Source organism: Klebsiella sp. RIT-PI-d, from assembly GCF_001187865.1.
Classification (GTDB): Bacteria; Pseudomonadota; Gammaproteobacteria; order Enterobacterales; family Enterobacteriaceae; genus Superficieibacter.
The window spans coordinates 474,391-486,031 of record NZ_LGIT01000009.1 but is presented as its reverse complement, the minus strand read 5'-3'; the positions used below and the strand labels follow the sequence as shown (position 1 = coordinate 486,031).

Annotated in this window: 11 protein-coding genes and 1 pseudogene; 6 read left to right on the top strand and 6 right to left on the bottom strand. The window is 56.2% G+C overall.

Going from position 1 to position 11,641, the window contains the following annotated elements; all coding sequences use genetic code 11:
* Nucleotides 1-325 precede the first annotated feature (325 nt).
* On the top strand, nucleotides 326-1,042 hold the full coding sequence (locus tag AC791_RS08910; protein ID WP_049840099.1) for an ABC transporter ATP-binding protein: 717 nt from the start codon (nucleotides 326-328) through the stop codon (nucleotides 1,040-1,042).
* On the opposite strand, the gene bioD is transcribed toward AC791_RS08910, so the two are convergent.
* The 4 genes from bioD to bioB are packed head-to-tail and all read right to left on the bottom strand — an operon-like array spanning nucleotide 1,008 to nucleotide 4,632.
* Entirely contained in the window at nucleotides 1,008-1,706 is a 699-nt protein-coding gene (gene bioD, locus AC791_RS08905; RefSeq protein WP_049840098.1) for a dethiobiotin synthase, read from the bottom strand. The genes AC791_RS08910 and bioD overlap by 35 nt on opposite strands.
* Nucleotides 1,699-2,454, bottom strand: coding sequence for a malonyl-ACP O-methyltransferase BioC (bioC, locus tag AC791_RS08900; RefSeq protein WP_049840097.1), 756 nt, complete (start codon nucleotides 2,452-2,454; stop codon nucleotides 1,699-1,701). The genes bioD and bioC overlap by 8 nt, the downstream gene beginning before the upstream one ends.
* Complete coding sequence (bioF, locus tag AC791_RS08895) at nucleotides 2,438-3,595, bottom strand: 8-amino-7-oxononanoate synthase (RefSeq protein WP_049840096.1); 1,158 nt, start codon at nucleotides 3,593-3,595, stop codon at nucleotides 2,438-2,440. Before bioF ends, bioC begins: the two co-directional genes overlap by 17 nt.
* Entirely contained in the window at nucleotides 3,592-4,632 is a 1,041-nt protein-coding gene (gene bioB / locus AC791_RS08890) for a biotin synthase BioB (RefSeq protein ID WP_049840095.1), read from the bottom strand. The genes bioF and bioB overlap by 4 nt, the downstream gene beginning before the upstream one ends.
* Before the next feature lie 87 nt (nucleotides 4,633-4,719).
* Between bioB and bioA the strand changes: the two genes are divergently transcribed.
* From bioA to AC791_RS08870, 4 genes and pseudogenes are all read left to right on the top strand, one after another.
* Nucleotides 4,720-6,009 carry an adenosylmethionine--8-amino-7-oxononanoate transaminase gene (bioA, locus tag AC791_RS08885; protein WP_049840094.1) on the top strand — a complete coding sequence of 430 codons (1,290 nt, stop codon included), beginning with the start codon at nucleotides 4,720-4,722 and terminating at the stop codon, nucleotides 6,007-6,009.
* A gap of 124 nt (nucleotides 6,010-6,133) precedes the next feature.
* Nucleotides 6,134-6,610, top strand: coding sequence for a kinase inhibitor (locus AC791_RS08880; protein WP_049840093.1), 477 nt, complete (start codon nucleotides 6,134-6,136; stop codon nucleotides 6,608-6,610).
* Between the two features lie 18 nt (nucleotides 6,611-6,628).
* A pseudogene (locus AC791_RS08875) lies at nucleotides 6,629-7,114 on the top strand (AraC family ligand binding domain-containing protein); the annotation flags it as partial.
* 169 nt (nucleotides 7,115-7,283) lie between these two features.
* Complete coding sequence (locus tag AC791_RS08870) at nucleotides 7,284-8,567, top strand: putative acyl-CoA thioester hydrolase (protein WP_049840092.1); 1,284 nt, start codon at nucleotides 7,284-7,286, stop codon at nucleotides 8,565-8,567.
* A 53-nt stretch (nucleotides 8,568-8,620) separates the two neighbouring features.
* On the opposite strand, the gene pgl is transcribed toward AC791_RS08870, so the two are convergent.
* The gene (pgl, locus tag AC791_RS08865) at nucleotides 8,621-9,616 is read right to left on the bottom strand and encodes a 6-phosphogluconolactonase (RefSeq protein ID WP_049840091.1); all 996 of its coding nucleotides are present in this window, start codon (nucleotides 9,614-9,616) and stop codon (nucleotides 8,621-8,623) included.
* Nucleotides 9,617-9,761: 145 nt separating this feature from the next.
* Here pgl and AC791_RS08860 point away from each other — a divergent pair, with 145 nt between their 5' ends.
* Nucleotides 9,762-10,580, top strand: a complete 819-nt coding sequence (locus tag AC791_RS08860) for a pyridoxal phosphatase (RefSeq protein WP_049840090.1) — start codon at nucleotides 9,762-9,764, stop codon at nucleotides 10,578-10,580.
* Here AC791_RS08860 and modC read toward each other — a convergent pair whose 3' ends face one another.
* The gene (modC, locus tag AC791_RS08855; protein ID WP_049840089.1) at nucleotides 10,581-11,639 is read right to left on the bottom strand and encodes a molybdenum ABC transporter ATP-binding protein ModC; all 1,059 of its coding nucleotides are present in this window, start codon (nucleotides 11,637-11,639) and stop codon (nucleotides 10,581-10,583) included.
* Nucleotides 11,640-11,641 lie beyond the last annotated feature (2 nt).

Sequence of the window (11,641 nt, the reverse complement as noted above, 5' to 3'; positions counted from 1 at the left end):
AACTCACGCCAGCCCTTTGCCGCCGCTCCCTGGCAAAAAACGAAGCGGCGGGTAAGTTGCGTGAATAAAAAATATTTACTGCTTTTTTTTACCGATTCGCGATTAAAGAGCGCTGATAAAACGCACTTTACCGCCTGGCTTTTGCACTACATCTTACTGCGCTGGCACCGACAACGTGCAGTGGGCAATAGCAGGATGCACCATTTGCGTATTAATCTCAGGCGCTATCTGAAATAAGCATCTTTTTTACCGATTCTACTGTCTCTGGCAAGCCTTTTGCAGCATCAGCCTGTCGAACTGCAGGTGCTGAATTGAGGAGATACCGATGTTGAGTCTGCGCGCTGTGAATCATTTTTATGGCAGTCAGCATACGCTGTGGAATATTACGCTTGAGCTACAGGCGGGAAAATGTACCAGCGTAGTGGGGCTACCTGGTATGGGAAAGTCTACGCTGTTTAATTGTATCACCGGCTTTTTACCGGTCGAGAGCGGGAGTATTGTCTGGCACGGTAATAATGCGCCGCCCTGCGATCTGCTGCCGCTTTCGGCGCTGAATCGTAGTGCACTGGGGATTGGCTATGTCCCCCAGGACCGGCGCATTTTCTCGCAGTTGACCGTGGAGGAGAATCTGCATATTGCCCATGCTGCCAGTGGCGATGGCGAGGTCAAAAGTACAATATATGATTTATTCCCGGAGCTGTGCACGCTGCGTCAGGCGAAGGCCGCCACCTTGTCAGACGATAATCAGTATCAGCTGGCACTGGCAAATGCGCTAATCGCCCGGCCCCGGCTGTTGATCCTTGATGAACCTACGCGCGGCGCGGGCCAGGCATTTTTACATAAGCTGGGCGAGATTATCCTGCGCCTGAAACGCGAACTGGGGTTAACGATCCTGCTGGCAGAACAGCATTTGTCGTTTATCCATCACGTTTCAGATCGTTTTTTTCTGCTGCACCAGGGCCGTAACGTTGCGCAGGGACAAGTTAATCAGCTTGACCAGCAACTTTTCACGCAGTGGATGACGCCGGTACCAGCGCGCTAAGATCAAGATACTGCCCGAGATCGCATGCTTGCGGGGGAGCATCGAGAAAAGGGATCTCGCCCAACAATGGCGCAGGTAATACGCGCCTGAGGGTGGCGAGATACTCCTGATGGCGACGACCCGGCGGGATAATATCGTTGGCGATCCAGCCTGCGAACGTTAATCCTGCCTGCTGAATAGCCAGCGCGGTCAGCATGGCGTGGTTAATACACCCCAGTTTTATGCCGACCACCAGGATAACCGGCAATTTCTCCGTTTTTACCCAGTCGGCAAAGGTGAGTGTCGATGACAGCGGCGTAAACCAGCCCCCCGCCCCTTCGACCAGTACCCATTCAGCCAGCGTTTCAAGCTGCCGGAGTCCGGCAGAGAGGACTGCAGCTTCAACAGGGCGTCTCTCATCAGCGCTGACAATGTGCGGCGACGTCGGTTCGGCAAAGGTATAGGGATTCACCTGATGATAGCCCAGCGGCAGGCTGCTGTTGCGCTGAAGCGCCAGCGCATCACTGTTACGTAAACCTTCAGCAGTGGTGTCGCTGCCGGATGCAACAGGTTTATACCCGGCGACAATCGTGCCCTGCCGTCGCGCGGCCTGAAGCAGCGCACAACTGGCCACGGTTTTACCGACTTCAGTGTCGGTGCCGGTGACGAAAAATCGGTTAGTCACGTTGAATAATTCCTGCAAAAAGATGATAGGTCAGTGGACAATGCCCCTGGTGTTGCGGCCACGCCAGTTGAAGCTCGCGCAGCTGGCTGCGGGTCAGCGGCCGATGTGTCCGCCCGTCATGCAGATGGCTTGCACCAGTGCCTTTGAGCGAGCGCATGGCGCTAAGCGCATCCGGGAACGACAGGCTGATTGACGGCTCATGAGCACGATAGCGCCAGCCGGATAATGCCTCGTGAATAGCCTCGCGGGTCAGAAAGCGATTCACGTGCCTGCCGCCGTCAACCGCCTGCCAGGCCTGAGTCACTTCAGGCAGCGAGCCGCTCACCAGCGTGGTAAAAGCCACATAGCCGCCGGGACGCGTGACGCGATACAGCTCTGCAATAGCCGTCGGCAAGTGCTCACACCACTGTACGGCGAGATTACTCCACGTAAGATCAAATTGTGCCTGCGCCAGCGGGATCGCCTCAATATCGGCCAGCACATAGTGATGGGCAGTTTCCTGCTGCTGCGCTTCAGCCAGCATCTGCGCGGAGAGATCCAGCGCGGTAACCTGACTGCCGCGCCCGCGCCAGTAGCGGCTCATCGCGCCCGGTCCGCATCCGGCATCAAGCACGTGTGGAAACGGCTGTTCAGGCAAGGCAGATAACAGCGCGGCGGCGCTTTGTCGCTGGAGTTCATCATGCTGCTGGTAGACGGCAGCGGCACGGCCAAAGGTGGCGGCAACCGCCTGTTTATTCACCGATGGCATGCAACACCTCCAGTAATCGTGTGATGTCTTCCGCGCTGTGCGCCGCCGTCAGGGTTAAACGCAATCGGGCCGTACCTTCAGGCACCGTGGGGGGGCGGATCGCTGTTACCCAGCATCCCTGCTCGCGAAGTGCGCCAGCCATGTGTAATGCCCGCGCATTATCACCGACAATCAGCGGCTGGATGGCACTGGCAGAGTCAGTCATAACGACGCTTAGCGCATCCGCGCCACGGCGAAAAAGCGCGATATGCTGCTGAAGCTTTTCGCGCTGCTGCTGGCCTTCGTCGCTGCGGATAACCTCTAGCGCCGCCTGAAGCGCCATCGCCTGCGCGGGAGGCATCGAGGTGCTGTAAATCAGATGGCGGGCAAATTGCAGCAGATACCCGGCCACCATGTCGCTGCATAAGACCGCGGCACCACTAATGCCAACGCCTTTGCCGAAGGTCACAATCAGCAGATCCGGCTGCACCTGTTGCACATCGCAACTGCCGCGCCCCTCATGGCCGCTGACCGCGATACCGTGGGCATCATCCACCATCAGCCACGCCCCGGCCTCATGCGCGGCACGATGGATATCGGCAAGCGGAGCGCTGTCGCCATCCATGCTGAAAATACCTTCCGTCACCACCAGCTGTTGTCCGCGCAGGGGCTTCGCCAGTAGCGTGCGTACATGAAGCGGATCGTTATGATGGAAGCGGCGCAATTGTGCCGGGCTAAGGCTTGCCGCTTCCAGCAGTGAGGCATGACTCAGCCGATCGGCGATAATGCGATCGTCTTTACCGGCCAGCGCCGTAATGACCGCCTGATTCGCGGCAAAGCCGGAGATGAACAGCAGCGCGCGTGAATATCCCAGCCACCCGGCCAGCATCTCCTCAAGCTGCTGATGCGCACAGGTATAACCGCTGACGTGACCCGAGCCGCCGCTGCCAACGCCGAAACGGGCTGCGCCCTCCTGCCAGGCGGCAATAACCGCCGGATGCTGGCTTAGCCCAAGATAGTCATTGCTGGAAAAATTCAGGTAGCGCTTACCGTCAGCGCTCAGCCAGCGTCCGGCCCCCTGCCCGACAACCTGACGGCTGCGCAGGGCGCTGGCCGCCCGGCGGTCGTCCAGTTCGCGCGCGATCCGCTGCTCCCAGCTCATACTGTCGCCGCGTTGTAATACACGTCGGTGTCCGGGGTACGCAGCACCTGCTCCAGACGCTGCTGCTGTTCGTTATCCCCTTCCAGCACCTGAGTCTGCTGCGGGTTCAACCCCAGTTTGCGAAAGAGCTGGAGATCCTTATCTTCTTCCGGATTTGCGGTCGTCAGCAGTTTGCAGCCGTAGAAAATCGAGTTTGCCCCGGCCATAAAGCACATCGCCTGCGTCTGCTCATTCATCTGTTCGCGACCTGCGGAGAGGCGAACGTGCGAGGTCGGCATCATGATCCGCGCCACGGCGATGGTGCGGATAAAATCAAACGCATCGACATCGTCATTATCCGCCAGCGGCGTGCCTTTGACCTTCACCAGCATGTTGATAGGCACGCTTTCCGGCGGCGTCGGCAAATTCGCCAGTTGCAGCAGTAATCCGGCGCGGTCGTTGACCGTTTCACCCAGCCCGACAATCCCGCCAGAGCACACTTTGATCCCGGCATCGCGAACTTTTCCCAGCGTATCAAGACGCTCCTGATAGGTGCGCGTGGTGATGATGTTGCCGTAGAATTCCGGGGAGGTATCGAGGTTATGGTTATAGTAATCCAGCCCGGCCGAGGCCAGCCGCTGCGCCTGGGTTTCATCGAGCGTGCCGAGGGTCATGCAGGCTTCAAGCCCCATCTCTTTAACACCCTGCACCATCTGCTCCAGGTAAGGCATGTCACGTTCATGCGGATTTTTCCACGCCGCGCCCATACAAAAACGGGTAGAGCCTGCCCGTTTGGCCTTGCGCGCGGACTCCAGCACCTGCTCCACTTCCATGAGCCGTTCAGATTCAAGACCCGTTTTATAGCGCGAGCTCTGCGGACAATATTTACAGTCCTCCGGGCAGGCTCCCGTTTTGATCGACAGCAACGTACTGACCTGCACCTGCTGTGGGTCAAAATGCTGACGATGGATTTGTTGTGCCTCGAACAGCAGTTCAAGCAGCGGTTTATTAAATAGTTCAGTAACTTGCGACATTTTCCAGCGCGAATGGTGAGCCATCTGGCCTCTCCAAAAAGGTTTAGTTAATTATGACTTCGGTGTAGACTCGTAAACCTAAAACTTTTTCAAATGGTTTACAAGTCGATTATGACCCCGGACGATCTCGCCTTCGATAAACGCCATATCTGGCATCCCTACACCTCCATGACCGCGCCACTGCCGGTCTACCCAATTGTCAGCGCCGGGGGCTGTGAATTACAGCTTGCCAGCGGCGAGCGCCTGGTTGACGGGATGTCATCCTGGTGGGCTGCAATCCACGGCTATAACCATCCGCGCCTCAACGCGGCGCTGCATACCCAGATTGACCAGATGTCTCATGTGATGTTTGGCGGCATTACCCATCCTTCAGCAGTGGCGCTGTGCCGGAAGCTGGTGGCGATGACGCCCGAACCGCTGGAGTGCGTGTTCCTCGCAGATTCTGGCTCGGTCGCCGTCGAAGTGGCCATGAAAATGGCGCTACAGTACTGGCATGCCAAAGGCCAACCGCGTCAGCGCTTTCTGACCTTTCGTAACGGCTACCACGGCGATACCTTCGGGGCGATGTCAGTTTGCGATCCGCAGAATTCGATGCACAGCCTGTGGCAGGGCTATTTGCCGCAGCATCTGTTTGCCCCGGCGCCGCAAAGCCGCTTTGACGGTGACTGGGACGAGCGGGATATGGTGGCGTTTGCTCGTCTGATGGCCGCACACCGCGATGAAATCGCAGCGGTGATCCTCGAACCCGTGGTACAGGGCGCGGGCGGAATGCGGATGTATCATCCTGAATGGCTGCGCCGTATCCGCAAAATGTGTGACCGTGAAGGGATTTTGCTGATTGCAGATGAAATTGCCACCGGCTTCGGCCGGACCGGTAAACTGTTCGCCTGTGAACATGCGGGCATTACCGCTGACATTCTCTGCCTCGGGAAAGCACTTACCGGCGGCACGATGACCCTGTCGGCTACGCTGACGACTCGCCCGGTGGCGGAAACCATTAGCAACGGCGAGGCAGGCTGTTTTATGCATGGCCCGACGTTTATGGGCAATCCACTGGCCTGCGCGGTGGCAGCAGAAAGTCTTGCGCTGCTGGAGGAAAACGACTGGCAGGCGCAGGTGGCGCGCATTGAGGCCCAGTTGAAAGAGGAGCTGGCGCCCGCCCGCACGTCTGCACAAGTGGCCGATGTCCGGGTGCTCGGCGCAATCGGCGTCGTTGAGACCACGCGACCGGTGAATATGGCGGCGTTACAGCGCTTCTTCGTGGAACAGCAGGTGTGGATCCGTCCTTTCGGCAAGCTGATTTATCTGATGCCCCCTTATCCCATCAGCCGGGAACAGCTGACACGGTTAACCCGGGCGGTGAATCTGGCGGTGCAGGACGATAGTCTTTTCAACCACTGATAACCGATCGTCTGCGGGTAAACATGCCCGGCGGCAGAGTTTGCCCTATGAAACGGTTTTAGCGTTGACTGGCGCAGTGCTACACTTTCACACAGAATATCAGCGCAGGCCAGAAGGAGCCCCCATGAAATTACTGAGTAAAGATTTTCAGGATGGTGACAAATTACATAACCGCTATGTTTTTAACGGCATGGGTTATGAAGGCGATAATATCTCTCCTCATCTTGCCTGGGATGACGTCCCGGCGGGAACGAAAAGCTTTGTTGTCACCTGCTACGATCCCGATGCGCCGACCGGCTCCGGCTGGTGGCACTGGGTGGTGGCCAATCTGCCGGCAGACACCCGCGTGCTGCCGCAAGGCTCCGGCTCCGGCCTGGCCTCTCTGCCGGATGGCGCAATCCAGACCCGTACCGATTTCGGTAAAACCGGCTACAACGGCGCAGCGCCGCCAAAAGGTGAATCTCATCGCTATATTTTTACTGTCCACGCCTTAAATGTGGATCATATTGAGGTCGATGAAGGTGCCAGCGGCGCAATGGTCGGTTTCAACGTCCACTTTCATACGCTCGGTAGTGCATCGCTTACGACCTGGTATATCTGAGGCGATTAACGGGCAACGATGAGCGACATTAAAGGCCGCGACTGGATCGATTTTCGCCGTGAGAGTGAAAGCGGTATTGAAAGCGTTAGCGCCCATTTTAGTGGCCATGCTTATGACCCACACGATCATGATGAAGTTCTGGTGGGTTTTACCCATCAGGGCGTGCAGCGTTTTCGTTGTCATCGCGCGCTGCACACCAGCCATCCGGGAGGCGCTATCCTGATTGAGCCTGGCGCAGTTCACGACGGACACGCGCCGCAGGCGGAAGGGTTCACCTACTCCATGCTGTACCTGCCGCAGGCGTGGCTTTCCGCCAGGCTGGCGCTGCGCGGACTGGCGAATATTTCCCTGATTGAAACCGCATTTAGCACTACGCTAAGTAACGATGAAGCGCTGTTACAGGCTATCCAGCAGGAAGACGTTAATGCAATGAATCTGTTGGGTCTGGCGCTGCGCGGGCCGAAAAAAGCCGTCGATAAAGTGATAAAAGGGTTATCGTTACATCCTTGATGATTAACGCTTAGCTGGCGGGAGGACGCTCTCGATCTTCCCGCCTGTGTAAATCCCCGCTCGTCATTGTATTTTTTGCGTAATTTGGCTTCCCGTTTCGCTCAACTTAGTATAAAACAGCAGGCTTTGACGACCCTTAACCCTAAAAAGTCTGGAGCATCTTTTGAACACATTTTCGGTTTCCCGCCTGACTCTGGCACTGCTTATGGGCGCGACGCTGACCGCCTGTAGCTCTACCCCTGCCGATGAGCAGCCTTCCACTCAGGCCGCGCCCGGCACTGCCGCACGTCCAGTATTGACGGCGGGAGAAGCGAAGAACTTTGTTGCAGAAAGCTATTTTCTGTCTCTGGATCCAAAAGCGGCACCGTGGAAACCTTCAGCAATTCGCTTACCGGCCGAGCCTGATTTCGTCGTGGGACCAGCGGGTACAGCGGGCGTAACCCATACGACTATCCAGGCCGCCGTGGATGCCGCTATTGCACGTCACACCAGCAATCGTCAGTACATCGCGATCATGCCCGGTGAGTACGTGGGTACCGTATTTATTCCGATCTCTTCCAGCAGCTTTACCCTGTACGGCACCGGCGATAAAGCGATTGATGTAAAAATCAGCGCTGCAATTGACTCGGAAATCGATCCGGCCGCCTGGCGTCGTCTGGTCAATCCGTCGGGTAAATATATGCCGGGTAAACCTGCGTGGTACATGTTCGATAAATGCCAGAGCAAACGCGCGGCAACGGTTGGCGTGATGTGTTCCGCCGTCATGTGGTCACAGAATAATGGTCTGCAATTACAAAACCTGACCATTGAAAATAATCTGGGTGACAGCGTTGATGCCGGAACCCACCAGGCCGTGGCGCTGCGCAGCGACGGCGACCAGGTACAGATCAATAACGTCAACATCCTGGGCCGCCAGAATACGTTTTTCGTGACCAACAGCGGCATCCAGAATGCGCTGCAAAACGATCGTCAGACCCGTACGCTTGTCACCAACAGCTATGTTGAAGGTGATGTCGACCTGGTTTCCGGTCGTGGTGCAGTGGTGTTCGACAATACTGATTTCCGGATCGTGAATTCCCGCACTCAGCAGGAAGGCTACGTATTCGCACCGGCAACACTGTCTAACGTCTACTACGGATTCCTCGCTACCAACAGCCGTTTTAACGCCGCCGGTGACGGCGTCGCGCAGCTTGGACGCTCGCTGGATGCAGGCAGCAATGTGAATGGTCAGGTGGTGATCCGCGACAGCGTGATCAATCAGGGCTTTAATATGGCGCATCCGTGGGCCGATGCGGCCCTGTCTAAACGTCCATTTAGCGGAAATACCGGGACGCAAAATGAAAAAGGCGAGATCCAGCGCGATCTAAATGACAGCCAGTTCAACCGCATGTGGGAATTTAATAACCGCGGCGTGGGCAGTCAGATTGTAGTAGAGGCGAAGCAGTAATCGCTCAGCGGTGAAATAAAAAACCTCGCTACTGCGAGGTTTTTTTATTGCTGTCAACAGGCGTTAATCACTACCCACATCGGACCTTGTCCCACGGCATAGCGGCCTTTTTCTTCCAGCAGCCCTTGCTTACCCTGGATTTCATACAGCGCAATATGGTGGGATTTCTGCCCCGCCGCCACGAGATATTTCCCGCTGTGATCGAGGTTGAAACCACGCGGCTGCGCTTCGGTTGGCTGATGGCCTTCAACGGCCAGCACGCTACCATCTTCGGAAACGCTAAAAATAGTGATGGTACTTGAGGTGCGATCGCAGGTGTAAAGATGACGTCCATCCGGCGTAATATGGATATCCGCCGCCCAGCGCGTGTCGGCAAAGCCTTCAGGCATCATATCCAGCGTCTGAATGCATTCTACCTGCTGATGGGCGTTGCTTATCTGCCAGACATCGACCGAGCTGTTAAGCTCATTGACGCAATAAGCGTACTGTTGATTCGAATGGAATGCCATATGGCGGGGTCCGGCCCCTTCAACCGTTTTAACATCTTCCGGCGTTTGAGCGACCAGTTTACCGTCATCACTGAGCGTAAATAGGCAGATACGATCCTGCTTGAGGGCAGGCACCCACAGTGTGCGATTGTCCGGAGAAATGTTCGCTGAATGACAGCCTTCTAGTCCCTCAACCACGTCAACGGTCCCGACCGGCAGGCCATCTTCCACACGGACTACGCTCACACTTCCCGCATTATAAGATGCGCTAAAAATGAAACGGCCGCTGTGGTCGGTAGAGATATGCGTCGGGCTTCCCGGTAAGGCGGTCTGCGCCGCAAAGGTCAGCGCGCCGTTGTCCGCCGCAATGCGATAGGCCAGGACGCGAAACTCAGGACGTACGCCAACGTAAAGGTAACGTTTATCCGGGCTTACAACCATCGGCTGAACCTGGCCCGGTACGTCAACCACCTGAACCAGGGTTAATGTACCTTCAGGATTAAGATTCCAGACGTGGATCTGCTGGCTTTCCGGGCTGGCGGTATAAACGGTTTGTCTCATGAATACTCCTTTCTTTACAACAAAGTGGAAGTAAATAACCAGGATAGTCGTTTTTGACTGTAAATGCTTAACTTATTTATCCTGTCCGCGCTGCGGTGTACCATCACAACAGACGCTTATCTTAACTCTGCAACAGGAAAATCGAATGACCCTCCGTGTTATCGCCCTGGATTTAGACGGTACATTATTGACCCCGCAAAAAACCTTTCTACCCTCTTCTCTTGACGCGCTGATGCGCGCGAAAGAGGCAGGCTACCAGCTGATTATTGTCACCGGACGACATCACGTTGCCATACATCCTTTCTATCAGGCGCTGGCCCTCGATACACCTGCTATCTGTTGTAACGGCACCTATCTGTATGACTACCATGCTAAAAAAGTGATTGAGTCCGATCCTATGCCGGTATCGAAAGCACGGCAATTAATCGACATGCTTGATGACTACGACATTCATGGACTGATGTACGTTGATAACGCCATGCTGTATCAGCGCCCGACCGGGCATGTGATGCGCATGAGCAAATGGGCACAAACGCTGCCCGAAGCGCAGCGCCCGGTCTTTGCCCAGGTGGATTCGCTGCGTCAGGCGGCACAGGAGGTTGAGGCGGTATGGAAGTTTGCCCTCACCGATGAGAACACCCGCAAGCTTCAGGATTTTGCTCTCAACGTGAGCAACACACTGGCGCTGGAGTGCGAGTGGTCATGGCAGGATCAGGTCGACGTGGCCCGTCAGGGTAACAGCAAGGGCAAGCGCCTGACCCGGTGGGTAGAGGCCCAGGGCGGGTCAATGAAAGATGTGATTGCATTTGGCGACAATCAGAACGATATCAGCATGCTGGAAGCGGCAGGCACGGGCGTGGCAATGGGTAATGCCATTGATGAGGTGAAAGCGCGAGCCAACGTGGTGATCGGCGAAAACACCGAAGATAGCATCGCACAGTTTATTTATACTCACCTGCTGTGATCAGGCGGTTATCGACACGCTTTTGATTTGCGCATAAAGCCACAGGCCGGGTTTGATCCCCAGTTCATCTCTGGCCCACGGACTGATCCGTGCCCACAGCGTGCGGCTGCCAATCTCCAGTTTTACCTCGACCTGACCGTTGTCATCCAGACAGTGGGCCACTTTGGCGCGCAGAATATTACGGATGCTGGTGTGCTGCGGCGGTTGTAGCACCAGTGAGACGTCCGAAGCCTGAATACGAATGCGCAGCGCGGACTGTACCGGCCGGTCGATTTTATTGACCCACAGATGCTGATCGCCCAGCGCCAGCGCGGTCATTGCATAATGTGGATGGTGCTCCAGCACGCTGACTTTCAGGATGCTGCTCTGCTGCTCCTGCGGCAGCCACGGATGCATTACGCTACTGCCCCAGACGTCTTCCAGCGGACCAAACGCTTTTACCTGTCCGCTTTCCAGCACCAGCACGTTATCAGCAAGATGCAGGATCTCATCCAGCGAGTGGCTGACATAGAGCATCGGGATATGAATTTCCCGCGCCAGGCGTTGCAGATAAGGCAGCAGTTCACGCTTGCGGGGAATGTCGAGCGAGGCCAGCGGCTCATCCAGCAGCAGCAATTCCGGCGCGGTTAACAGCGCACGACCAATGGCCACCCGCTGCTTTTCACCGCCGGACAAGCTTCCCGGCAGACGCTCAAGCAGCGCCTCAATGCCCAACAGCGCGACCAGTTTGTCGAACTGACCGGACATGCTTTTCGCCATCCCGTAGCGCAAATTTCCGCGCACCTTATAGTGAGGAAACAGTCGCGCATCCTGAAAAACGTAGCCTACGCGGCGCTTGTTTGGTGCCAGACAAATGCCGTTTTGCGCATCATTAAGCACCCGATTATTGAGGACAATGCGCCCCTGCTGCGGGCGCGTCAGGCCGCTAATCGCATTGATCAGCGAGGTCTTACCGGCCCCCGACACGCCAAAAACAGCGGTGATCCCCTGCGCAGGCAGCGTTTCATCAATCGTCAGGCAATGATCGCCCAGCGTCTGGGTAAAATGAAGTTCCAGCATAA